Annotated in this window: 22 protein-coding genes; 12 read left to right on the top strand and 10 right to left on the bottom strand. The window is 37.2% G+C overall.

What is annotated here, in order from left to right; genetic code table 11:
- Positions 1 to 7 precede the first annotated feature (7 nt).
- The 8 genes from Q5W13_RS22930 (at position 8) to Q5W13_RS22895 (ending at position 6,593) form a co-directional block, all read left to right on the top strand.
- Positions 8 to 271, top strand: a complete 264-nt coding sequence (locus Q5W13_RS22930) for a hypothetical protein (RefSeq protein ID WP_304444674.1) — start codon at positions 8 to 10, stop codon at positions 269 to 271.
- A 4-nt stretch (positions 272 to 275) separates the two neighbouring features.
- The gene (locus tag Q5W13_RS22925; RefSeq protein ID WP_304444673.1) at positions 276 to 602 is read left to right on the top strand and encodes a DJ-1/PfpI family protein; all 327 of its coding nucleotides are present in this window, start codon (positions 276 to 278) and stop codon (positions 600 to 602) included.
- Between the two features lie 460 nt (positions 603 to 1,062).
- Positions 1,063 to 1,755, top strand: coding sequence for a hypothetical protein (locus Q5W13_RS22920; protein WP_304444672.1), 693 nt, complete (start codon positions 1,063 to 1,065; stop codon positions 1,753 to 1,755).
- Between the two features lie 295 nt (positions 1,756 to 2,050).
- A complete protein-coding gene (locus Q5W13_RS22915; RefSeq protein ID WP_304444671.1) occupies positions 2,051 to 2,575 on the top strand; it encodes a hypothetical protein in 525 nt (174 codons plus the stop codon).
- A gap of 33 nt (positions 2,576 to 2,608) precedes the next feature.
- Entirely contained in the window at positions 2,609 to 2,815 is a 207-nt protein-coding gene (locus Q5W13_RS22910) for an MOSC domain-containing protein (RefSeq protein WP_304444670.1), read from the top strand.
- Positions 2,816 to 2,921: 106 nt separating this feature from the next.
- The gene (locus Q5W13_RS22905) at positions 2,922 to 3,695 is read left to right on the top strand and encodes an FAD/NAD(P)-binding protein (RefSeq protein ID WP_304444669.1); all 774 of its coding nucleotides are present in this window, start codon (positions 2,922 to 2,924) and stop codon (positions 3,693 to 3,695) included.
- A gap of 62 nt (positions 3,696 to 3,757) precedes the next feature.
- Positions 3,758 to 4,672 carry a hypothetical protein gene (locus Q5W13_RS22900; protein ID WP_304444668.1) on the top strand — a complete coding sequence of 305 codons (915 nt, stop codon included), beginning with the start codon at positions 3,758 to 3,760 and terminating at the stop codon, positions 4,670 to 4,672.
- A 460-nt stretch (positions 4,673 to 5,132) separates the two neighbouring features.
- Complete coding sequence (locus tag Q5W13_RS22895; protein ID WP_304444667.1) at positions 5,133 to 6,593, top strand: BLUF domain-containing protein; 1,461 nt, start codon at positions 5,133 to 5,135, stop codon at positions 6,591 to 6,593.
- Between the two features lie 4 nt (positions 6,594 to 6,597).
- Here the strand turns inward: Q5W13_RS22895 and Q5W13_RS22890 are convergent, their stop codons facing one another.
- From Q5W13_RS22890 to Q5W13_RS22860, 7 genes are all read right to left on the bottom strand, one after another.
- Complete coding sequence (locus tag Q5W13_RS22890) at positions 6,598 to 7,026, bottom strand: response regulator (protein ID WP_304444666.1); 429 nt, start codon at positions 7,024 to 7,026, stop codon at positions 6,598 to 6,600.
- A 475-nt stretch (positions 7,027 to 7,501) separates the two neighbouring features.
- On the bottom strand, positions 7,502 to 7,669 hold the full coding sequence (locus Q5W13_RS22885) for a hypothetical protein (protein WP_304444665.1): 168 nt from the start codon (positions 7,667 to 7,669) through the stop codon (positions 7,502 to 7,504).
- A 146-nt stretch (positions 7,670 to 7,815) separates the two neighbouring features.
- Positions 7,816 to 8,172: an HU family DNA-binding protein gene (locus tag Q5W13_RS22880; protein WP_304444664.1), complete on the bottom strand. Its 357-nt coding sequence runs from the start codon at positions 8,170 to 8,172 to the stop codon at positions 7,816 to 7,818.
- 43 nt (positions 8,173 to 8,215) lie between these two features.
- Positions 8,216 to 9,160 carry a hypothetical protein gene (locus Q5W13_RS22875; RefSeq protein ID WP_304444663.1) on the bottom strand — a complete coding sequence of 315 codons (945 nt, stop codon included), beginning with the start codon at positions 9,158 to 9,160 and terminating at the stop codon, positions 8,216 to 8,218.
- Between the two features lie 215 nt (positions 9,161 to 9,375).
- Complete coding sequence (locus tag Q5W13_RS22870) at positions 9,376 to 11,508, bottom strand: ATP-dependent helicase (protein WP_304444662.1); 2,133 nt, start codon at positions 11,506 to 11,508, stop codon at positions 9,376 to 9,378.
- A gap of 72 nt (positions 11,509 to 11,580) precedes the next feature.
- The gene (locus tag Q5W13_RS22865) at positions 11,581 to 12,051 is read right to left on the bottom strand and encodes a hypothetical protein (RefSeq protein ID WP_304444661.1); all 471 of its coding nucleotides are present in this window, start codon (positions 12,049 to 12,051) and stop codon (positions 11,581 to 11,583) included.
- Positions 12,023 to 12,964: an exonuclease domain-containing protein gene (locus Q5W13_RS22860; protein WP_304444660.1), complete on the bottom strand. Its 942-nt coding sequence runs from the start codon at positions 12,962 to 12,964 to the stop codon at positions 12,023 to 12,025. The genes Q5W13_RS22865 and Q5W13_RS22860 overlap by 29 nt, the downstream gene beginning before the upstream one ends.
- Before the next feature lie 113 nt (positions 12,965 to 13,077).
- On the opposite strand from Q5W13_RS22860, the gene Q5W13_RS22855 reads away from it, so the two are divergent.
- Genes Q5W13_RS22855 through Q5W13_RS22845 form a run of 3 tightly spaced genes read left to right on the top strand, consistent with a single transcriptional unit; the run spans position 13,078 to position 17,574 of the window.
- Positions 13,078 to 13,335, top strand: coding sequence for a hypothetical protein (locus Q5W13_RS22855; RefSeq protein WP_304444659.1), 258 nt, complete (start codon positions 13,078 to 13,080; stop codon positions 13,333 to 13,335).
- 19 nt (positions 13,336 to 13,354) lie between these two features.
- A complete protein-coding gene (locus Q5W13_RS22850; RefSeq protein ID WP_304444658.1) occupies positions 13,355 to 14,521 on the top strand; it encodes a DNA polymerase Y family protein in 1,167 nt (388 codons plus the stop codon).
- Positions 14,518 to 17,574 (top strand): DNA polymerase III subunit alpha, encoded by a 3,057-nt coding sequence (locus Q5W13_RS22845; RefSeq protein WP_304444657.1) that lies wholly within the window; start codon positions 14,518 to 14,520, stop codon positions 17,572 to 17,574. Before Q5W13_RS22850 ends, Q5W13_RS22845 begins: the two co-directional genes overlap by 4 nt.
- 28 nt (positions 17,575 to 17,602) lie before the next feature.
- Here Q5W13_RS22845 and Q5W13_RS22840 read toward each other — a convergent pair whose 3' ends face one another.
- A complete protein-coding gene (locus Q5W13_RS22840) occupies positions 17,603 to 18,325 on the bottom strand; it encodes an SOS response-associated peptidase (protein ID WP_304444656.1) in 723 nt (240 codons plus the stop codon).
- 61 nt (positions 18,326 to 18,386) lie between these two features.
- On the opposite strand from Q5W13_RS22840, the gene Q5W13_RS22835 reads away from it, so the two are divergent.
- The gene (locus Q5W13_RS22835) at positions 18,387 to 18,974 is read left to right on the top strand and encodes a hypothetical protein (protein ID WP_304444655.1); all 588 of its coding nucleotides are present in this window, start codon (positions 18,387 to 18,389) and stop codon (positions 18,972 to 18,974) included.
- A gap of 98 nt (positions 18,975 to 19,072) precedes the next feature.
- On the opposite strand, the gene Q5W13_RS22830 is transcribed toward Q5W13_RS22835, so the two are convergent.
- On the bottom strand, positions 19,073 to 19,303 hold the full coding sequence (locus Q5W13_RS22830; protein ID WP_304444654.1) for a hypothetical protein: 231 nt from the start codon (positions 19,301 to 19,303) through the stop codon (positions 19,073 to 19,075).
- A 134-nt stretch (positions 19,304 to 19,437) separates the two neighbouring features.
- On the bottom strand, positions 19,438 to 19,989 hold the full coding sequence (locus Q5W13_RS22825) for a hypothetical protein (protein WP_304444653.1): 552 nt from the start codon (positions 19,987 to 19,989) through the stop codon (positions 19,438 to 19,440).
- Between the last annotated feature and the right edge of the window lie 517 nt (positions 19,990 to 20,506).

Here is a 20,506-nt window from a genome sequence, read left to right as displayed (position 1 = left end):
ATAACAAATGAAGATTGCATATATACTATTTGACGAAATAACTCTTTTAGATTTTATTGGGTTTTATGACCCTATAAAGAATATAAAAACCAAAGGGTATATGGAAAATCTGAATTGGGATTTGTGTGCTACTAAAAAATCAATAAAGGATAGTTTTGGACTAGAAATTATTGTCGATAAAATCAAACCTGATTTATCCGATTATGATATGATAGTCGTTACATGGTGGATATGGGACAAGAGAACTTCAATACAATACAGAGTTCATTGATTGGTTGAGAACTGGAGAAAATGTTGATTATATAGTTTCTATTTGCACAGGTAGCTTATTAATTGGCGCAGCAGGATTTTTGAAAAACAAAACGGCAACGACTAACTTTAATGAATATAAATCATTGGAAAAGTATTGCGAGAGAGTTGCTCAAGTAAGAATTGTTGATGACAATAATACCATAACAGCTGGAGCAGTAGCTTCTTCATTAGATTTGGGCTTATACTTAGTCGAGAAACTTATTGGAAAAGAAAAAACCGAAGAAATACGAATAGGAATGGACTATTATCCAAAGAAAATTGAAATAATTACTGTAGCTAACAAAACCTAAACGTAATGCGGACTTAAGGGCAAAACCGAATGGTCTGTGTATGTTTATAATGTCGCTAAATCTTATGGATTTAGCTTTGGACAAGAAAAAATAAAACTAAACAATAAGCTTTAGCTTCGTGCGCAGACGGAAACGAAAAGTTCCCTTACCACCGCACTACGCTTAGCCTCACCGTTGAGGGAAATGACCTAAAGGCCGTGTTACTCCGCTGCAAAAAAACACGTACTGCATAAATAGCTGTTTTTTCACGACTCCCGTAACACTCATTTCCCTCAACGGTCCGGGCATGCCGCGACTTATATAAAGGCTATTTTGTTTTTGCCAACTTTACTACCTACTTTAGATAACTACACACAACTGGGCATATATTCCAGAAGTCGCAGCAATCTTCCACTCGGTAGGCTGCGCCTTCCGGAAGATATACCCGGACCGTTGTGTGCAAGCTGCAAAAAAAACGTAAATGAAAGAAAACGAACTACCTTTTTGTTTAATAAAGTTTTCTAAAGAAAGGAAGTATCTTGAATCCTTTCTTGAAAAAGGAGAATTGTTCTTTAATAGCACGGAAAATTTCAATAAACTTGAGGAAACAAACAAGGAGCAAGGAGATGAAAATGAAGGTGCTGAATGGATTGAAAATGTTTGTCTTTCAGAAGTTAAATGCAACCATCCAACATTGGGGGAGTTCAAATTTAAACCCGACCCAAAGACTCCTTGGAAATTAACCCAATTCAATCACAATTACCTAACCTGCAGCTTTTTTATTATTACCACGAAGGATTTTGAAAATACTGATATACTAAAGGTGGATGAGAAAATGTTGAAATTTGGAGAACACGCAATAATTATTAAGAACCCAAAAATTTTCTTAGATAATCTGGTTGAGGCACTAGAACTTAATGACGTTGATTATTCAGCAAGAAAAGTGGAATACAAGAGTTTAAAATCTGAAGGACGAATAGAAATGAATCCTTTCATTAAAAAACTAGAGCACGAACACCAAAATGAGTTTAGGATTATAATAAAAAATCAATTAAAACCTAAACTGATTAAAATAAAGGGCATTGACAAAATCGGAGAAATAGTTACTTCTAAATTTATTGTGGAAGCGAAATGGGAAGTGACTGGAAAAAATCCAGCACACAACAAAGCCTAAACGTAATGGGGGCTTTAGGGCTAAAGCGAAAGGTCTGTGTATATTTATGAAGTCGCTAAATCTTATGGATTTAGCTTTGGACAAGAAAAAAATAAAACTAAACAACAAGCTTTAGCTTCGTGCGCAGACGGAAACGAAAAGTTTCCTTGCCTCCGCACTACGGTTAGCAGAAACGTTCGAACAGTTTAAATAGGGGATTGATTGTTTAAAAAATGTTAGCTCATCAAATTGCAATTAAATACAATAATTATTTACCAATATCTCTAACCACTACTACCTAATGAATATCTATTTAATGAGACATTTTAAGGTTGACTTTGAATGGGAAAAGACATACACATCTACAGAATTTAAACTTGCCTGTAATAAGTACGACAGTTCTAAAATTATTAGGCAAAATGTAGAGTTTAACCATAGAGATATTCAGATTTACATCAGTGAATTAACAAGGAGTGAATCTACTTATATTGCATTAGGAATAAATATATATGCTTATAAGACAGGCTTAATAAATGAAGTTCCAATTGCGCCTTTTTCTGAGACAAATTTGAAACTGCCCACACCTCTTTGGAAGGTAATGGGTAGATTACAATGGTTTTTAAATATTAAAAGACAACCTGAAATTCGCCGTCATACCCTAAACAGAATTCATGTCTTAATGAACAGGATTGAAGAGGAAAAAAAGGATATTCTAATTATAGGGCATGGATTTTATTTTTCTCAATTAAAAAGAATTTTAAAAAAAAGGGGCTATTCTGGAAATGGTAAATCTTACTACAAGAACGGAGAAATCGTCAAATTTCATAAAGCCAATGGTTAAGCAATAAGAGAGTTTAAATAAAGGCTTACTTAAATGTACCTGACATGGGTTGTCCATAGCAACGAGGCGTTAGAAGAAGACAGTTGGGCAATTATCGAAATCAACGATAATCGTTTCCGGCTACAGGAAAAAACGCAGCGTTGTATTTTTATTACCATAAATCTTAATACTTTTAAAAAAAGTGAAGAAGTACAGCCCTTATCCAGTATTGCAGCAATAAGAGCGAAATCTTCGCAGTGACCGACTTTTGGAATCGGTTTAGTTCCTAATGAAAATGGGATAATTGCTGTTGAAGACAAGATTAAAGTAATAGAGACATTATAACATAAATGCCAAAAGAATTAAGATGAAACAGGACCATATGGAGAATAGCTATGATATTGGCATTATTGGATGTGGACCCAGAGGGCTCGCCTCACTGGAAGCGCTTTATGCTGCCTGTAAGGGGACAGGAAAGAAACCTAGGGCCATAATATTCGAAAGTACGAAGTATCCTGGAGCGGGACCCGTTTACAACTTGAAACAGCCTAAAACGAATTGGCTTAATGTTTCCGAACGAGGGCTGGCGATATTGCCAAGGATAGAAGTTGAATTGAGCGGTTTTACCGTCCCCTCTTTCCCGGATTTTCAGAACTGGACAGGCTACGCAGAAAAGGAGATACCTAGTACTATGGTGGATGCATTCCCGCTGCGCTCTGAGCTTGGAAAATACCTCACGGAAAGATTTGACAGTATAGCAGAAATATTGCTCAAAGAAAATCTTCTCACTATCGTGCAAGGGGAGGTCGATCACATTGCTTTGGAAGATAACGGTGTTAGAATAGAAGTTATCGGTGGCGAAGCCTACAGAACGGGGGAGGTTGCTTTATGCATTGGGCACCAACCTGTAAAACTGGACAAACAGTTGACGGGTTGGAAAAATAGGGTTGGTGAAATAGACGGTTCGGTGCTGTTCACCCAACCTTATCCGGTATCACGTATTGTTGAGTCAACTGGTCTTGTGAAGGGTTCGAACGTTGCCATAAGGGGTTTCGGTCTCGCTATGATCGATGTTGCCCGAGCATTAACTGAGGGGAATGGTGGCAGATTTGAAATTTTGAATGAGAATACCAGGAGATGAAGTATGTTCCTAGCGGTAGGGAACCAAGAAGCATCGTGCCATTCTCGCTGAATGGTCTCCCAATGTCCCCGAAGCCGCTTAATAGAAAAATCGATGAACTTTATGTTTCGGACACCAAACAATTGGAAGCATATGAACTCGCTCTTAAAAAGAGTCTTGAAAAGGCGGATAAATTAGTGTCGACTAATTTTCTAATTAATGCCATCGCCCCTATAATTGCTGAAATTTTTATAGCTATTGGAGATGGCACAAGGCCACATGACCTGTCCAAGAGTGAACTGGTCGAAATAATTCATTCGTGGCTTGTGGATGCGGAGTATGAACACAAGCTCATAGTTTCTAAGAAACTTCTTGCGTCCAAATCCTTAAAGTTATTCGTGCAGATGGCAACGGGATTGGCTCCTGTAAGTTTGGATTATTGTATAGGACATGTATGGAGGCATATTCAACCTACCATGTATAGATTGCTTTCCTTTGCCCCAATAAGTGATGCATTGATAGGCGATATCGTCCTACTGGACGAGCGGCTCAAAAGATACTCCTACGGACCGCCCGTGGACAGTTTACAGCAATTATTGGCCCTTATTGAATCTGGTAATATAAATATGGATTTCATTGCCGACCCTGAGATTGTAATGAACGATAATGGATGGCATTTTAACTTAAACGGAAATACCGTTGACATTGATATTATGGTCAACTCAGTACTGGACGCGCCCCAGATACTAACGGTGGCGAGTCCATTGCCCCAGCGCCTAATTCAAAAATTATTGGTCGAGCCGATTCACGACAAACTCGGGGTGCGGACCCGAAAAGACGCATTGATGGAAACCGTTGGCGATACGGGTACCATACCAGTAGCAATGATGGGGAGGTTAGCCAAGGGAACACTTATTGGTGTAGATGCTATCGCAGAATGCTTTGGGGAACGTCCCACATTCTGGGCCAAGGGGTTTATCCAACGTTTAGATAAGTAGGGCATAAGCAGGCGTAAAATTTTATGCTACATTGAAATAATTGATGGTTCTCTATTTTTTAAAATAAGGTATCCTGATGCGAATCTCGGCTTTATCTACTGCCATTTTCAGCTCATTGCAATTTCATAATTTTAGATTCTATAGGTCTTTGATTTACCACCACAGGTAGTTGAATATTTGAAAGCGAATTTAAATAAGAATTAGGTTGTGCCTAAGTGCTACAATATAAAGTTTGAACCTTATAAATAGGTAATCTAATTATAGTTAGTGAATTAAATTTCTTTACAACAGTAATTCCAAAAACAGATAAATCTCATCTTTTCTCTAGCCATAAATTATAGCCTATTAGTGTAAATTGGATATTGATTTATGAAAGAATAGACTGGATAACGTTAAAAAATCTGAAAAACGTTAAACATTTATTATAGATTTTTTTATTTTTAAAGGTAAAAGAAGAATAGTGTTAAGCTTAAGAGAAGATAGCCCTTTTGAGATGTTAAGTCAATTTTCAGCACATTTTGATGGTGATTTAATTGAAAATTTAGGTGCGGCCAAAATGACGATTGAGAATGAACATGGTATTGGCTACATCAGCCTATATGAACTCCTACCAGGTTTTACTGCGTGGATTTATAATATAAAATTTTCTGAGGATTTAGTGATTAATATGAACTTTAAGGATGATAGACCTTATTATTTTGGTTATAACGTTTCCGGTTATCAGATGCAGAAGTTTCCCCAAGATATAGGTTACAAGAAAATACGGCAAGGACAAAACTTTGTCATTATCAGTAAACCAAACAGTAGTTCGGAATTTGTGATTCCTAATAATATAGAGTATAAATGCTGTTACATTATAATCAACCCAGAATTACTGAAGGAGAGTAAAATCCCCAGTAAGCTTAAGTTGATTCATGATTTGACCGAAAGTTTTAAACTTAATAATGAGAGTGAGCCTTTTAGATATTTTGGTGATATAGATGCAAGAATTGGAACTTACGCTGATGTAATAGTAGAAAATGAAAGAACTGATATTATTGGGAGGTTGATTACCGAAGGAGCTGTCTTAAGGATGTTAGGCTCGCAAATAGAAGCTCATGCACACGATAGTAACATAGATAATTTTAAACCTGCTTTGACCAAGTCCGAGCTTTCCAGAATCACCAACATTGGCGACTATGTATTGGAAAATATTACAGAAAAAGTTTCCGTTGATGAGATTAGTATACACTTAAGGATTTCTCCGAAAAAATTACAATCCGGCGTACGTTTTCTTTATGGTTATTCTGCTAATGAATATCTTACTAGGCTTCGATTAGAGCACAGTAAAGAACTAATGCATTCTACGGACATGAATATTTCCGAGATATGTTTTGCCGTAGGTTACCAAAGTAAAAGCTATTTTTCAAAAATTTTCTTGGATACATTCGGTAATTCTCCTAGCGCATATAGAAAAAGCTATGAAGACGCTAATCTGCTATATGATATTAGCTATCGTTCATTGGCCGAGGATTCATTAAGTAGAAAGGATGTTGATGAAATTATTAATATAGCAAGGTCATCCAATCCTCAGTTTAACATAACCGGTAGCATTATTTTTCACCGAAACATTTTCTTTCAAATTATTGAAGGACCAAAGAAAGAAGTAATGACATTATTCAAGAATATACGCAGTGATAGAAGGCATAAGGATATTCAAATAATGTGGCAGGGTTTCAAGATGAAAAGGGAATTTGATAACTGGGCTTTGGCAACTATTAGTGATGAAGGAGAATTGAAAGTGGAAATTCAGGGAAATACCAAAAACCTTGAGTTGAGCAATCTACTCGGAGAATTAGATCAAAGCGCTATTGACTCTGAAAACCTTTGGAGAAAAGTTAGAAATATTATTAAACTTAATGCCGATGAATCTGCGGCATAGAGGTCTATTGCATTACCTCTTTTTGACAAAACGCACCAATTATATTTTTCAATTGTAATTGCATGCGTTTTTGGGAGGTCTCTTTAGTTAAGAAATGGGTTACACCTATTTCTTCTAGTTTTCGCCGGTCACTTTGGTAAGAAGATGTTGTATAAATTACAATAGGAATGTTAGTTAATAGTTTATTTTTCTTCAGTTCTAACAAACATTCTATCCCATTCATGACAGGCATATTTAAATCTAAAAAAATGAGTCGCGGAAGATTGCCGGCCGATAAATTAGACACTATATAAGTCAGTAGTAATTTTCCGTTAGAAAATAACTTCATCTTAATCTCTGGAAAAATCTCTTGAATAGCTTCCTCAAAAAACATTCTATCGTCTTCATCGTCGTCTGCGTAGGCTAATGGGCTAATCATGCTATAATCGATCATAAATACTGTATAAGTGAAAGATGAACTTTTTATCTTTACTAAAGATAGAGTATCAAGTTCTGTAGGTTTAACGAAATACAATAAACATGTAACAGTTTTGGGATTGCTATGTTTGAACCCTCATTTTTTTAAATTTAGATATATGCATATCTTTTTTACAAAATTTGTATCTTATTTTTTGGTTCTTGTATTTGAGTCAAATTGTAGTACAGTCAATTTTTTTTTAGCAAGAATTAATATTGATCAAAACTTCGAGTTCAAAGCTGTTAGATCTTTAATTCATAAATAGAGTATTAAATAATCCAAAGGTTTATTATTCATTGCCTAAAAATAAAGAGTTGATCCAATTTAGTAATGGGATTTTTTTTAGGCCTAAGATTTCTATATTTATATAATTATATTAACACAATGTAGATACCGTACAAAACAAAAAAAGTGCAGATAAACTGCACTTTTTGTCTGTAAGAATTAGCTATTAACTTAAGGTGACAATACTACCTCCTATAGCTGCAACACCAGATATTATAGCTGTCAATACTAACCACCATGCTGCAGAAACTGCAGTCTGTCTAGCATGCTCTGCTTGAATAACGGCCTTTCGTTCCAATATTTTTACACGTTGGCGCGCTTCTGTCTCAATCATCTCTATTTTCCGCTCCAGTTGTTCTTTGGTACTACTTATAGAGTTTACAACATTATCAATTTGCTTTTCGTCAACATATTTATTATCGGTAATATAGCTTTTAACGGTTTCTATATCTAAGCCGGATAATTGCCCCTTAATGTCTTTTAAACTTTTTTAGGATCGTACAAAGCGGATTGTAAAGTTTTACCTAATGTGCCCAAATTAAATGAAGAATCACTAGAGTATTCGGAATTGAAATAACTTGTTACCTTGTCATTCAGGGAACTTAGTATTCCCTCGTCGTTGTCCGCTTTGAGTTCACTACTAACCGTCTGAAGCAGATTTTCTATCTTGTCTGCATATGTAGTAATGTCTTTTTTATCAAGATTGATGTTATTGGAAAGGATATTGACAATACTTGCTTTATCTAGACCAATAGCTTGCTTCTGTAGTATGGAAATCATCATTTTTGGATGGTTGATAGCCCCTTTCAGTAACGTACTTAATCGCTCACCTGACATATCTTCCGGGGTAGCTTTAGATAAATATTCAGTAATCTGTTGCTTATGGATTTATTTCATCCATGTCCATAGAGCTAAATTCTTCTACCACTTTATTTATCCCCTCTTCGCGATTGTCTGCCTCTTCAAAACTTTTGGAAATAGTTGACATTGCCTCTTTAAGCTTTTCGGTCTTGGAGCGCTTATTCTCATCGGAACTTTCGCTATTTTCTGAGATATAGCCGTTTACCATTTGCTGTATAGCCATCCATTTATTTGAAGAGTTTGTGGATTTGGACTGCTTGGCAATATCTTCTAAATCCGCCTTAATACTTTCAAATTCGGGAATACGCTTATCTACTTTGTTAAAAAAATTATCAAGGACTGAGTTGATTTTGTCCGAGCCCATTTCTGTATCGAACTCTGAACGTACCTTATCTATAGTATGGTTCAACATATCGTCCACTTTTTGGTATGGAGAGGTTTCGAACATTGAGGTTACGGCACTTGCACTGGTTTTAAAACCAGAGGTTACTGCTTTAACAAGGTTACCTAGTAGTGATCCGACTACTTTAGTTTCCAAATAGAATAATATTAAAAAGAACAGACCCCAAATAACAAGGGAGGTTGTAATATTTGATGCGGAAGATTCTACCACATTAATATTAAGCGCTAATGCGGTTGCACCGAACAATGCTATACTGGTTGTGACCAAACTCCATATACCGAACATGGACGTGTACTTTACTCCGGCGCTCATATCCGTAGAATCGTCATCTTCGTTCTCGCCAACTCTCGCTTTGGATTCCGCATAGCTCTTTTTAAGATTGCCAATAGATGTGACCCCGGCGGCTACGGAAACAGCGGTAAGTATAAATTGAAATATTAAGGCTAATATTACACCTGATAAAATAGTAATAAAAAAGTTTGGAGTGATTGCTATATCTTCTATAATAGGGCGCTGAAAAAGAAGGGTGCTAAGCCCTCCAGTAAAAATAGGATTTTGCATAATATGTATTATTTTTTATTAGTAATATTTTCATTACAAATAAAAAAGACAATTACACAGATTTGTAGCTGTTACGGTTTTAACTTTGACTTAATAAATAAGTGTTAATTTTTATATCATTTGAGCCATTTTCCTCTTATGGTGACCTGTAATCATTTACTTATAGATGAGGAAACCTTAGTTGTTTTCTGTCTAAAAGCTTTTTAATATAGCAATTAACTAAAATCCATTCCAGAAGATAAATCTATTTTATTTGGTGTCGGTGCATCTTGCACCTTTCCAAATTTATGTTCAACTACGATTTGCTTAATTAAGTTCTCTGGAAGTTCGCTAAGGAAATAGGTGTCCATATCGTTGGTCCTTTCTCCCATCTTAGTGGGGACAGTGCTTTGGTGAACAGCTGCGATTGAAGCAGTATTACGTGTCATTATTAATCGGTTCTTTGCGCGGGTAAGTGCAACATACAATACACGGCGATCTTCCTCTATCTCATCAAGATTGTCCAGTGACCATGAAGATGGAAAAGCCTTCGGGGAAACATTTAATACGATGCAGACATCTGCTTCAAGGCCCTTGGCCGAATGAATGGTGGAAATGATTACATGATCTTTACTCTCCGCCGTATTGAGTTGGGATTCGCTAAGAACGTTCATACCGTTCATGTTCTCTGAATTGTCCAGAAGGCCTTCTCCTATAAACTCACCAAGGGTAGGATAGCTTTTTGCCAATAATTTAAGGACCGGAAAATCTCCTTTGCGTTTTTCGTTCCAATCGCGCCTATACCTAAAGGCCAGTCCCAGTGACATGGCCTCATATGCGGTGTCGACCATTTGACCAACATCGTTTTTGCTCTTTATAGATTCGTAAAGTTGGGCTATCTTACTTCCGTCTTCGCCCGGCATGGCATTTTGTAGAATATTGGGAATATCGTCTTTATCTACATTTTCTATGACTTTTTGAAGAATCCGAGAAGCTCTTACTTCTCCAACACCTTCTTGAAAGGTCAAGAATCTAACCCATGCAATTTCATCGTATGGATTGTTCACTATTCGTAGTAACGAGACCAAATCCTTAATATGGGCCGCTTGCATAAATTTACGGCCGCCATATGTAACGTATGGAATTTTTCGCCTTATAAATACGGCCTGTAAGGATTTGGAGTAATATTGAGAACGCGCCAAAATCAAATGGTCAGCGAAAGTTCGGTTCTCGTGAGTGAAATTTTTCAATATTTCGTCCGCTACCCAGTTCGCCTCTTGCCATTCGTCGTTCACATTTACCAATTGTGGTAATTCTCCCGAACCCCGAATTGATTTTAATTTCTTTTTGTAATCTATGGGAGACTTATCCAAGAGCCAATTAGATAAATTCAGTATCTCTTGTGTTGAACGGTAATTTTTTTCCAATTTATAAACTTCGGAATCGGGAACCCTTTCTTTGAACAGGTGTACATTCTTAAAATCGGCCCCACGAAAGGAATAGATAGATTGCGCATCGTCTCCCACACAAAAAAGTTTACATATGTTTACAAATGGGTCCAACAATTCCCATTGTAAGGGGTTGGTATCCTGCATTTCATCCACCAATAGATAATCTAAATGTTGTGAAAGAATATTGCAAGCTTCGGGGTTGGTTCTTAATTGAGTAGAGACCACCAATAGGAGGTCATCATAATCAAGATACCGCTGTTCGGCCTTTTTGGCTTGGTAAGCTCTTAAAATATTTTCTACATGTGGCTTTATTGTGGAAATCTCGTAGTCCGTATCCGCATCCTTTTTGTTTTTAAACAGCTTAATTCGCAGACTATCCGTCAAACTTTGTTTAGTATTTCGCGCCAATGAATAGATATCAATCAATTGTTGTGGCTTTATACGAAGCTTTCCGAAATCAAGGTTCTGGTTTCCGCAAACCATTTTCATAATACTGAGTTGATCGTCAGGGTCTATCACCGTATATGCCGCGGCACCGAACAAATTGGGGAAACGTACAATCAATTGATTGCACCAAGAGTGAAAAGTTGCACCGCTCAATGAATTTCCATCAGATTTGGGAAGGGTAGCTTTTACTCTTTCAACGATTTCGTTCGCAGATTTTTTAGTAAACGTGAGTATCTGTATTTTTGATGGATCCGTTCCCGTTTCTATAAGATATGCGGCCCTTGAAATTATTGTCTTAGTTTTTCCCGTTCCCGCACCGGCAAGTACCAATAAGTGTTTGCCATCAAATTCGACTGCTTTTTTTTGACCTTCGTTAAGTGTATCTTGAATATTCATGTTAGGTTTATAGTTGAAATAAATTTCAAATTCATCACCGGAATTGCGGCATTCTTCAAATCTAATTTTCTTCAATCAGAGGGGATACCTAGATAAAAAAATGTTTTAACGGTTTAGATATCATTTTAAAAACTATTCTCAAAATTATCAGCAAGCGATTGTCTCGGGCACCATTATTTTATTAGATTTTGGGTTCGCATTCATATAGGAGGTAATTATACGCATGGTATGGTATGTATTTTTTTTTGGAATTAGAAATGTCTCCAATTCTTCTATATCTTTAATGCCCTGATCATTATCGAAAAATCCATATCCCTGATAGAGACTGCCTTTGACCAAAACAAAACCGTGTTCCTGGTCCGTACGACCCTTACACATAATCGCATAATTCTCCCTATTCTTATGAAGTTCTAAAACTGCTCGTTTTGCGCGGATATTATAAATGGCAACGGACTCTTTTCCTTCACATACCTTATTACAATCCTTTAGGCAATAATGGGAACAACCCTCTTTGCTGTTCTGAAGTCCTGAAAATCTCGGGCACAGCACAAATTCCTCACAAATCTGCATTAGTCTAACCACGGCTTCCTCACGTCTGTAAAATGTTACGGCTCCCAAGGTCTGCAGCAGATTTTCTATCTATAGCAAATTGAATGATACCTTTACGATTTGTATAGTATACAATACAGTAGGGCGCTCTTAATTTCTTTTGGGCCACGTTGTACAACGGATAGTGGTTCTGAATCTCGTCCGCTTCTAGCAATAATGCTATAAGTTCATCCCCTGTTTCTAAGAAATCAATTGTAGAGGTCGCTTGGCAAAGTTCATATTCTTTGTTTTTTTTGTCATAGAAATGACTAAGGACCCTTTCTCTAATTCGAACGGCCTTGCCCACATATATAATTTTACCATGAGCGTCCTTAAAATAATAAACGCCCGGGCGCTGCGGTAGATTCCCAATAATTTCTCGGTCTATATTTGGTGACAGACCGGTATTTCTTGAATTTAGGAACGAATCGAAAACAATACCGTTATCATCGAGGCTCATTAATCGTTGAAAGAGTATTACCGTAGCATCCGTATCGCCTTCGGCCCTGTGTCGGTTTATAAGAGGTATGCTCAACGTGGAACAAAGCCGCCCTAGACTGTAGGATAGTTTTCCGGGCATCAATTTTCGGGCAAGTCGTACGGTACAAAGCTTCTTACGATTAAAATTATAACCAAGATACCGGAATTCGGACCGCAACACCGAATAATCGAAAGTTACGTTATGTGCCACGAAAACGGCATCTTCGGTAATTTCAATGATTTTTTCGGCAATCTCCTCAAAAAGTGGGGCCGTTCTGACCATATCATCGTCTATGCCCGTGAGACCGGTTATGAAATTGGGAATACGTACTTGTGGGTTCACCAAGGAAACGAACTTGTCCAATATAGTTTCCTCGTTCATTCGAACGATACAAATCTCCGTGATACGGTTATTTTTAATGCCCTTTCCAGCTGTTTCGATATCAACGACAACATAGTCCATTTAGTTAAATTTTTATTTCGTTCTGTAAAAATAGCACAACAAATGGAATTAATCCATAATTTTGGATTAATTCCATAATACTGATATGTCATATGATGTTGGACTACCCAAATTTGATACGACTAGAACAAGAAATCAAAGATTTGCTTGATTGTAGATTAGTTGAATACCAATATAAAGAGGTTCATGTAGAAGCCTATTATGCTATGGATGGTACTATAATGTGCCGTATCGAATTATTCGCTTCAGTCCCCGAAATATTGGACCGAATAGCTAAATATGAAGCCGAACTAAAAGAAGGATTTTATTATGAGGCCGAGCAAATATTAATTGGTCAGTTGGAGCTCGTAACTATTAAAAACGCATCATAACACAACCCGATTAGCAACTATGAAACGAGCGATAGTACATATGGACATGCACGATTACTACATTGAATGTGAGCGATTGTCCAATTCATCCTTAAAAAAAGTGCCCCTAATCATAGGTGGTGGTACAAACAGGGGTACCGTTGCGGCTTGTTCCAAAGAAGCTGCAAAGTTCGGAGTTCGTGTTTCGATGCCCACGGCATATGCACTAAAGTTATGTCCAAACGCCACTGTTCTTAAAGGGGATTACGGCTCTTATTCCAACAAATCCAAGGAGCTTACAGAAATAATAAGGGAACATGCTCCTGTAGTCGAAAAATCATCGATTCATTCGTTCTATCTGGACATAACTGGAATGGACCGTTTCTTTGGGTGTTACGATTGGACGAAAGAGCTCTCGGCACGGATTTCAAAAAACTCCGGGCTGGATCCTTCATGGGCGCTTTCAGTCAACAAGACCGTTTCAAAGATTGGAGCTGTGGACTCCTCGCCCCATATGCCCAGACTTTTGGAGCAGCAGCATGTTCAGCATTTTCTAAATCCTTTACCTATTCAAAGATTACCGAACATTGGAGATACAACTTTTCAGTTATTATCAAGGATAGGCATTCGTCAAATTGAAAAAGTTTCGCAGATGCCTTCATCTGTACTACAGAAAATGTTGGGCAAGAGGGGCAATGTTATTTGGCAGCACGCAAATGGTATCGATAAGGAACCTGTAAAACCTTATACGGAGAAACAAGCGGTCTATATGGAACATGATTTTCAAATGGACTGTATAGATATCCACATAATCCGCGCGCAGCTCATGGCCATGGCCATGGTAGAGCAATTGGCATTCAAGCTCAGACAAGATAGCTTGGTTACGGCTAAGGTTATTGTAAAGGTTAAATACAACAACCTTGATACGGAGACCAAAAACTCTCGTATTTCCTATACATCGCTAGATCATATTCTTAAAAAAGAAGTACAATTGCTATTTTTAAAATTATACCATAGAAGAATGCGTTTGATAAAAGTGGGGGTCCGCTTCACCGATATCGTACCTTATGGCTCACATCAGATCAACCTATTTGAGGATACTGGTGAAATTTTATCGCTATACAGTGCTCTTGATGTTATACGAAATAAATACGGCGTTAATGCTATAGGCACCTCTTCCGCATTTCAAAATTATAGTACCAAATGAACACGTTTCTCAATTGCCATTCCTACCACAGCCTACGATATGGTACGATTCCGTTGGAGGAGCTTGTGAATCTAGCAGCACAGAATGGAGTTACCACCTTGGGGCTTACCGACATCAATACGGTTACGGGCATCTATGATTTTATCAGAATGTGTGGTGAAAAAAATATCAAAGCCATAGTAGGTATTGAATTTCGTAATAACGATGAAAAATTATATACCGGTCTTGCAAAGAACACCAAGGGTATCGGCGAATTGTGCAAATTCCTGACCGACCATAATTTGGGCGAAATTGAACTGCCGACCATTGCCCCAAGATTCAAAAACGCTTTTATAGTGTATCCCATTTCGAATGCTCCCGTAAGTTTGGAAAAGAATGAATACTTGGGGGTCAACGGTTATGAGACCACGCAATTGATAAAGCCAATATATCAGAAATTATTAAGGAGAACCATTGCGTTTCAATCCGTGACAATACGTAACGAAAACGAATATGAGCTTCACAAAGCGCTTAGGTGTATCGAACACAATATTTTGTTGTCACAATTGCCTGAGGGAGCCTATTGTCACCCATCCGAAATTATGGATACTACTATAACTTTAGAACAAAAATTTTCAAGGTATTCCGGCATTATCCGCAATGCGCAAAAACTGGCCGATCAATGCAACTTTAGTTTTGACTTTGCGGTGCCTCGGAACAAAAAGCTATATACGGGCAGTAAGTCCGGGGATATGCAATTATTGGGACAATTGGCGAAGGATGGGATTCTAAGGCGCTATGGTGCGAATAACAAGCATGCCAAAATTCGCATGGAAAAGGAGCTAAAGGTAATCGGGGAACTCAATTTTACCGGGTACTTTTTGATAACATGGGATATTATAAGATACAGTCAAAGTAGAGGTTTCATGCATGTGGGTCGTGGAAGCGGTGCCAACAGTATTGTAAGTTATGCCCTTGGCATTACCGATATCTGTCCCTTGGAACTGGATTTGTATTTTGAGCGGTTTTTGAACGAGAACAGAAAGAGCCCACCGGATTTCGATATTGATTGGTCCTGGCAGGAACGCGATGAAATATTGGATTATATTTTTAAGAGGTTTTCTCCGGGACACGTGGCTTTCTGCGGAACTATAGTGGAATTCAAGCATAGGTCTATAATGCGGGAACTTGGAAAGGTCTATGGTCTGCAGAAAGCGGAGCTGGACGCTTTATCAAAACATGGTCCACAAACTGCCGGAACGGATTCGGTAATTCAACATGTAGCGAAATTGGGCGCCATGCTCATCGGATTTCCCAATCAAAGAAGTATGCACGCATGCGGAGTAATCATATCAGAGGAACCGATTACGAACTTTTCAGCCTTGGAAATAAAACCAAAGGGTTTCCCTATCGTTCAGTTCGATATGCATATCGCCGAGGACATCGGCTTCGAGAAATTCGATATCCTGAGCCAACGGGGCTTGGGAACCATTGCCAATACAGTAGAACTCGTCAAGCGTAATAAGGGTATAAATATCGACATCGGTACAATCGATATATTCAAGAGAGACCCGCGGTGCAATGCAAATCTACAGGTGGGCAATACTTTGGGTTGCTTTTATATTGAAAGCCCGGCTATGCGCGGACTTCTAAGAAGATTGAAATGTAACGATTATCAGACCTTAGTAGCAGCTTCCAGCATCATACGCCCGGGAGTAGCTAAAAGCGGTATGATGAAGGAATATATATTTCGCCATAACAACCCCAAAAGTTTCGAATATTTCCATGAAGTGTTTGAAGAATTCTTGGGGGACACTTATGGAATCATGGTCTATCAGGAAGATGTTATAAAAATCGCCCTGCATTATGGAGGTCTTGAACCGACTTATGGTGATATTCTACGTAGGGCTATAAGTGGAAAATCGCGCTCTAAAAAGGAAATAGAAAGCCTAAAGTACAAGTTCTTTGAATCCTGCAAAAAGCTTGGTCACAATGACCAATTGAGCCTAGAGGTTTTCAGACAAATCGAGAGCTTTGCCGGATATTCCTTTTGCAAAGCTCACTCCGCTTCATATGCTGTTGAGAGTTATCAAAGTCTCTACCTAAAGACCTATCACGGAATAGAGTTCATGGTGTGCGCTATAAATAATGGAGGTGGGTTCTATCGTGCGGAAATCTATATCCATGAAGCGAAGCGTTCGGGAGGAAAGGTTCATGTACCTTGCGTGAACAAAAGCGGGCTTCAGACAATTTTGATAGGTACCGATATTTATCTTGGTTTCAACCTTATAAAGTCCATGGATGAAAAATTGGCCGTTCTGTTGGTCGAGGAAAGAAATTCTAACGGGGATTATATCTCTTTGGAGGATTTTTTAGCGAGGACGGCTATAGGTGGGGAGACCTTACAAACCTTGATATTTATAGGTGCTTTTCGGTTTACGGGCAAACCGAAAAGCGACCTTATCATCATCGCCAAATTATTGGAATCTAGGGAAGTGTCGAAGTCGCCTACACTCCTCATAGAGGAACCGTTGCAGGAATATCATTTTCCCATCATGGTGCGCAACACTGTAGAAGATGCCTTCGATGAAATAGAAATCCTTGGATTTCCGGTTTCCCTTTCGCCTTTCGAGCTTCTTAAGACCAAATATCGTGGTGATATCATGAACGTTCAGCTACTTGATAATTATAAGAAAACGGTAAGGATGTTGGCCTATTTGGTATCCACCAAACAAGTACCTACAAAGAACGGAAATATGTACTTTGGAACATGGATAGACAATAATGGGGATTACTTTGACACCGCCCATTTTGCAACCTCATTGATAAAATATCCCTTCAAAGGAGGCGGCTGCTATCTTCTTTTAGGTAGGGTAGAGGTGGATTTTCATTTTCCCACGGTTGTTATATCGAAAATGGAAAAAATGCCCTTTGTTCCCGATCCTAGATATGACACAGGTACCGATAGGGATTATAAAGTACACGAAAGATTAAGAGAGGATAAAAGCACTACACACCGTGCGCCATATCCCCAAGAGCATGAAATTGGTTTGCCAAGGTCTAAAATGAAATAGATTTCATCTGTTTTATAATTTGGCAAAGCTAAAATAAGGTTTGTTGCTGGCCCAGTTCAGGGTAATCTACCTTTTGTATTGATTGCGCCGTATTCTTTTCAAAGTTTTTGGAATATAAATTTCGTGTAACCGGATATGCATCAAAATCATCATTTGTGAAACCTGATTTAATCAGTTCTTTGACGTGATTTTCATTTAAATCGTTGCGTAACCACTCTTCCTCGAATTCGGTATCGAGTACCAAAGGCATCCGTTTCTTTTTGTTGTGAATTTTAGAAAAGAAATCGTTCGCTTCAATAGTTAAGATAGAACAAGTGTACAATTCTTCATCCAGTTTGGTATATATACCTGCAAAGGTAAATAGTGAATAATCTTTTAACCTGCAGTAGTGCGGATAGGAAATACCGTTGTAATGGTGGGGTTCATAAAACCCATCGGCTATGATAAGACATCGCTGATTTTCAATAGACTTTTTAAAGGAACGAGTGTTGTATACTGTCTCTCCTTTGGCATTCAATGTATTTGCTTTCGCTCTAAATCCGTCCAGGTCGTTCATTGCGAATTCGGGAATCAGTCCCCAAATTGAAGGCCAAATAACCTTAGAATCGTCTTGTGGAATAATAAAAACATTGGGATGCTGAAAACCGGAAATATAATAATACGGCTCATATAAAAGGGGTACTTCAAATTCTTTATTGAAATGCTCTTCAATGACTTTTTCGGATTTTGCAAGGCTTGTCGAATAACACATGTAGCTAATTTATTAAATAATTATTTCATTACTTAATGCGTTTATTATTAAGTTTAATCCTATGGAAGGATTAACATTGGAAAGATTGAAAAAAGATGTGGGAGATTATGAAGTACTGAGTTCGTACACATATAAAAGAACTTACCTGGAAATAATCACTTTTTTTCAAGAGGTTAATACTCTTAAAGAAAGTCACCTTATCTTATTCGCCCAAATAATATATGGTTCCATGCCCACTATGGTCAACATCAACCTCGAGAATAAGGAAAAGGTACTGATAATTCTTTCTAAAGCAAGAAACGGTATAACTATAACTTTTGACGAAATTGAAATTATAAAAGAATACATTAATAATTCGCTGGTTGGGACTTCAAAATTGTTACATTTTCTAAACCCAAAGACCTATGCTATTTGGGACAGCAGAATTCACCGATATATTACCGGAAAGCAAACTAGCTATGGTATAGGTAATATCAAAACATATATTGCATATTTAAATAAGGTAAGAGACATTTCTGCAATGGATGGCTATACTGAATTGCATCAGAAAATTGCCATGAATTTTGATTATATAATAGAACCGAGCCGAGTTATGGAAATTATAATGTTTCAAACTGATAGAAATAATCAAGGAAGGAAGAAGCCTTAATTGAACCCGCTGGCTTGCAATACTTCTTGGCTTTTAAAAAAAAATTCTAAGTGATTTGATCAATTGACTTAGCTCGATATCTACAGGAATTAAGACTTTTATTTATTATTGATATCTCCATTATGTTTTGGGCCTCCTGTGCGTGGCAAATTCTTATATTTCACAATCTTGTCTGAAGGAGTAATTGACAGGTGAACATCTCCATTTTCTCTAGCATAAAGAGCGTATGAAAGAGGTTCTCCCGCTTTCAATACTACATCATTTTCTAATACAATAACTCCATTATTTAAAGGGTCATCTGCTGAGTTACGATTCTTGTTTTTGCGCATTCTAAAACTTATCCTTGAATGTTCCTCTTTAGTTGAACTCGGACGTTTTTTTGATACTTCCAAATAGGGTTTTACATGTTCTTCAAGGTTATATAATGGGTAATGTTGAATTATGTAATCTTTACTATTTTTTACTAGGTCAACAAGGCCATATTCATTAGCTCTATGCAAAATACTCCAATATTTTTTTCCTTTAATTCTATTAATTTTTCAATTAAATGTTTGGTAGATGGGGCTTGTAGCATTTGAATTAGCAACTTTAATTCGGTTCTTGTGAATTTATACCAAGCTTTCTCTTCTGTCGCTTGAACGAACTTATTAGACCTTCTTTTTTGTGTAAGTATTTTTTCTTCTTTTAGTCTGTCGAATTCAGCTTGTTCAATTTGTTTTAAACACGTAGTACATGTCCATGAAGGTTTTAAATAAGTCTTTGCAAGGGTTATGGAATTAGCTTTTAATTCCTGTTTTAATTTGCAACCAGAACAATATTGAGTAATAATTAAATAGGAACCGTCTCTTGCTATAGTTGAAATTTCAAAAGACCTCAAACCGAATTCCCTCCCTATATTAGAAGGTGTTTCTTTAAACACTCCATCTTCTATAAACCAATATCGATTTGTTATTTCAAGTTCTAATGGGCTTAAATTATCATTAAGCACTAATTCTATTTTAGACTTTTTTTCCATAAAAAAACGTGGAACTGAACTTATCGGAAAGGGAGGTATCGCCAGACACCCAACCACCAAACAAGAACAGCCCACGCAAACCGTGGGCGTCCTACTTTGATTTTGGTGGTATGGATTAAACTGGCGATTTTCCCTGACCAAATCAAAAGCGAAACGCTTTTATATTTATTGTTCTATTATGTTCCTATATAAATTAATAATTTGATTGAAATCAAATTTAGGGAATTCTATTGTAAATTAAATTGTGTCAACCTGCTTTCAAGCATCTCAGATTTATGAATATTATCTATATACTTTAAAGTGAGCTATTGAGTTTTTAATTTTTAGACAAAATGATAATAGATAGTAACCGCTGATTGTACATAAAATAATTTAAGGAATTATTTTATATTTTTAATTATTAAAGCTTAGCCATGAATAAACTGCTACTTTATTTTATTTTCTTAGTTTTATTCTCCTGTAACACCAATATTGATAGCAAAAAGATGGATGATAAAATAGAAACAAGTTCAACAAT

This window comes from Zobellia laminariae, from assembly GCF_030553095.1.
GTDB lineage: Bacteria > Bacteroidota > Bacteroidia > Flavobacteriales > Flavobacteriaceae > Zobellia > Zobellia laminariae.
Note: the sequence above shows the minus strand (reverse complement) of the source record. Positions and strands in the feature narration are given on the sequence as shown.

Bases quoted from the DNA above. Each gene is read 5' to 3' on its own strand.
- Q5W13_RS22930 (WP_304444674.1), top strand. From the start codon at position 8: ATGAAGATTGCATATATACTATTTGACGAAATAACTCTTTTAGATTTT.
- Q5W13_RS22920 (WP_304444672.1), top strand. From the start codon at position 1,063: ATGAAAGAAAACGAACTACCTTTTTGTTTAATAAAGTTTTCTAAAGAA.
- Q5W13_RS22915 (WP_304444671.1), top strand. From the start codon at position 2,051: ATGAGACATTTTAAGGTTGACTTTGAATGGGAAAAGACATACACATCT.
- Q5W13_RS22910 (WP_304444670.1), top strand. From the start codon at position 2,609: ATGTACCTGACATGGGTTGTCCATAGCAACGAGGCGTTAGAAGAAGAC.
- Q5W13_RS22905 (WP_304444669.1), top strand. From the start codon at position 2,922: ATGAAACAGGACCATATGGAGAATAGCTATGATATTGGCATTATTGGA.
- Q5W13_RS22900 (WP_304444668.1), top strand. From the start codon at position 3,758: ATGTCCCCGAAGCCGCTTAATAGAAAAATCGATGAACTTTATGTTTCG.
- Q5W13_RS22890 (WP_304444666.1), bottom strand. From the start codon at position 7,026: ATGATCGATTATAGCATGATTAGCCCATTAGCCTACGCAGACGACGAT.
- Q5W13_RS22885 (WP_304444665.1), bottom strand. From the start codon at position 7,669: ATGATTGAGACAGAAGCGCGCCAACGTGTAAAAATATTGGAACGAAAG.
- Q5W13_RS22880 (WP_304444664.1), bottom strand. From the start codon at position 8,172: ATGTCAGGTGAGCGATTAAGTACGTTACTGAAAGGGGCTATCAACCAT.
- Q5W13_RS22875 (WP_304444663.1), bottom strand. From the start codon at position 9,160: ATGCAAAATCCTATTTTTACTGGAGGGCTTAGCACCCTTCTTTTTCAG.
- Q5W13_RS22860 (WP_304444660.1), bottom strand. From the start codon at position 12,964: ATGGACTATGTTGTCGTTGATATCGAAACAGCTGGAAAGGGCATTAAA.
- Q5W13_RS22850 (WP_304444658.1), top strand. From the start codon at position 13,355: ATGAAACGAGCGATAGTACATATGGACATGCACGATTACTACATTGAA.
- Q5W13_RS22845 (WP_304444657.1), top strand. From the start codon at position 14,518: ATGAACACGTTTCTCAATTGCCATTCCTACCACAGCCTACGATATGGT.
- Q5W13_RS22840 (WP_304444656.1), bottom strand. From the start codon at position 18,325: ATGTGTTATTCGACAAGCCTTGCAAAATCCGAAAAAGTCATTGAAGAG.
- Q5W13_RS22835 (WP_304444655.1), top strand. From the start codon at position 18,387: ATGGAAGGATTAACATTGGAAAGATTGAAAAAAGATGTGGGAGATTAT.
- Q5W13_RS22830 (WP_304444654.1), bottom strand. From the start codon at position 19,303: ATGCGCAAAAACAAGAATCGTAACTCAGCAGATGACCCTTTAAATAAT.
- Q5W13_RS22825 (WP_304444653.1), bottom strand. From the start codon at position 19,989: ATGGAAAAAAAGTCTAAAATAGAATTAGTGCTTAATGATAATTTAAGC.